This is a genomic window from Streptomyces sp. NPDC127084, from assembly GCF_042724175.1.
In the GTDB taxonomy this organism is placed as follows: domain Bacteria; phylum Actinomycetota; class Actinomycetes; order Streptomycetales; family Streptomycetaceae; genus Streptomyces.
Genome location: NZ_JBHXFA010000335.1, coordinates 1 through 2,025, shown reverse-complemented (window position 1 = coordinate 2,025; position 2,025 = coordinate 1). Strand labels below are relative to the sequence as shown.

The following is a 2,025-nucleotide window of genomic DNA, read 5'->3' as shown; positions in this document are numbered from 1 at the left end:
ACGGGACGCGCCCCGGGCGCTACTTCGCCCGCGCCACCCCCGGGGGCGGGGCGAACGACCCAATGACGCCACCGCCACCGCCGCCGTCTTCGTCGCCGCCTTCCTTTCCGGTGGGGGGCTGCATCGTCCAGTCGTGCCACAGGCCCAGCTCGGTCAGCGCGTCGATCTCGCGGTCCGTCAGGACGTTGATGGCGCCGTCCTCGGGGAAGATGTCCGCGAGCCCGTCGGGGCTGCCGTCGTCGGGCAGATGCACGTAGAGGGTGCGCATCATGACGGCGTCGGAGCCGGTGACCGTGTGGCCGGTGCCCTGCGTGGTCGCGCCAGGGACGTCGGTGTCGGTGCCGAGCATCCGGTCCATCAGCGAGGTGTGCGCGCCGAACCGGTCGGGGATCTCCGCCAGTTCGGCATCGCCGGCGAGTCCGCCGGTTGCCTGGCGTGCGGCGATCCCGCCCGCGATCCGCAGCACCACGCCGATCCCGCCCTGCACCTGGTCCCGCAGCGACGCGCTGCCCCCGAGCTTGTCGAGGTTGAGGGACTGGCCGGCGAAGACCACGCCGATGCCGAACTTGCGGCCCTCGCGGGCCAGCACGTCGGTCATCTGCGCGATGTCGTCGCCGAACAGGTCGTCTCCGACCAGGCTGTTGAACTCGTCCAGGACCAGGGTCAGGCCGGGGTAGGGCGAGTGGGCGGAGAAGTCGTGCCCGACCTCGGCATTCATCCAGCCGCGGATGTCCATGAGGGCGATGGCGGCCTTGAGCATCCACCACGTGAAGACGGCGCCGGAGTTCTGGCGGTCGACGTGCCGGCCGACGGCGGACATCTGCGCGTCCGGGCGGGCGGAGGTCACCCACGTGGTCAGTCCGGCCAGCGCCCACGCCGCGCACATCAGCGCGAGGCAGACGGTCTTGCCGGAGCCGGTGACCCCGACCAGGAAGCCGTGCAGGGTGCCGGACGCGGAGCGCATGTGGACCTTGGCGTCGCGGCCGTCGTGGGCGGTGCCGATGGTGTAGCGGCCGTAGGCGTCCAGGGAGAGCATGTCGCGGGTGGCGCGGCGGGCCACGGTCAGCGGTGCCTGCTCGTAGAGGGTGACCAGGACCTCGCTGCCGCGGGTCTCTGCCACCAGGCGCACTTCCTCGGCTTTCACGCCGAACGCGCTGCACAGTTGGTCGTGGTTGACGCGGGCGACCTCTCCGGGCTCGACGGCGGCCAGGATCATGCCGTGCGCGGGCATCTGTCCGTGTGCGGGACGGTGCTCGACACGGACGATCGTGCTGCCGGGGATGGCGCCGCCCGGCTTCGCGATGCGTGCCGCCCACACGTCCTCGATGGAGCGTGCGCTGCCGCGGGAGGGGGTGACGGTCAGGCGGATGCGGCCGGGCCCGGCCTCGGTCTCCGCGAGGTCCACGCACAGCGTGGGCACGCCGAAGCAGGCGGCGATGTCGGTGGCCTCGATGCGCGGCACCGCCGTGCCCTGCGGGGCGACGATCTCGCACACGAAGTCCGGGTGCTGCGGAGAGAGGGTCTGCTCGACCCGCTCGATCCGGGTGCCGGGCGCCACCTCGTGCTGGTCCCACAGGCGCATGACCAACCCGGGGAACCCGGGCGGGTAGACCGTGGCACCGGTGAGGTGGGCGGGCGGGGTCCAGGTGGAGCGGGTGACGGGCAGCCAGGCGGCCATCAGGCCTCCCCAGCTCAGCGCGAGGGGGATCTCCCACCAGGAGGTGCCCGGGGTGAGGGCGGCTGCCGCGTAGACGGTACTGCCGGTGATCGGGGCGAGCAGCCGCTGGCCGCTGCGGACCGCCTTGGTGAAGTCGCGGTTCTTGACCCGCTGGTAGAGCCACCAGGTGCTGCCGGCGCCGATCGCGGCGACCGACGCGTGGGCGGGCAGCAGGTCCATGTCCGGGAGCACGGCGAGCGCGGCGGCGGGTTGGCGCGTGTGGGCGCGATGGGGGTTATGCCCCGGGGGGGGACGGGGGCTCACGGGGGTGTACGTGGGGTGAGTGTTTGGGTGGGGGGGGGGGTGGT

The 2,025-nt window shown here is 72.9% G+C and carries 1 protein-coding gene; it reads right to left on the bottom strand.

All coding sequences use genetic code 11. The annotated features are described in order from the left end of the window. Positions 1-19: 19 nt before the first annotated feature. On the bottom strand, positions 20-1,897 hold the full coding sequence (locus ACFWI9_RS33970) for a hypothetical protein (protein WP_387169078.1): 1,878 nt from the start codon (positions 1,895-1,897) through the stop codon (positions 20-22). Between the last annotated feature and the right edge of the window lie 128 nt (positions 1,898-2,025).

Bases quoted from the DNA above. Each gene is read 5' to 3' on its own strand.
- ACFWI9_RS33970 (WP_387169078.1), bottom strand. From the start codon at position 1,897: ATGGACCTGCTGCCCGCCCACGCGTCGGTCGCCGCGATCGGCGCCGGC.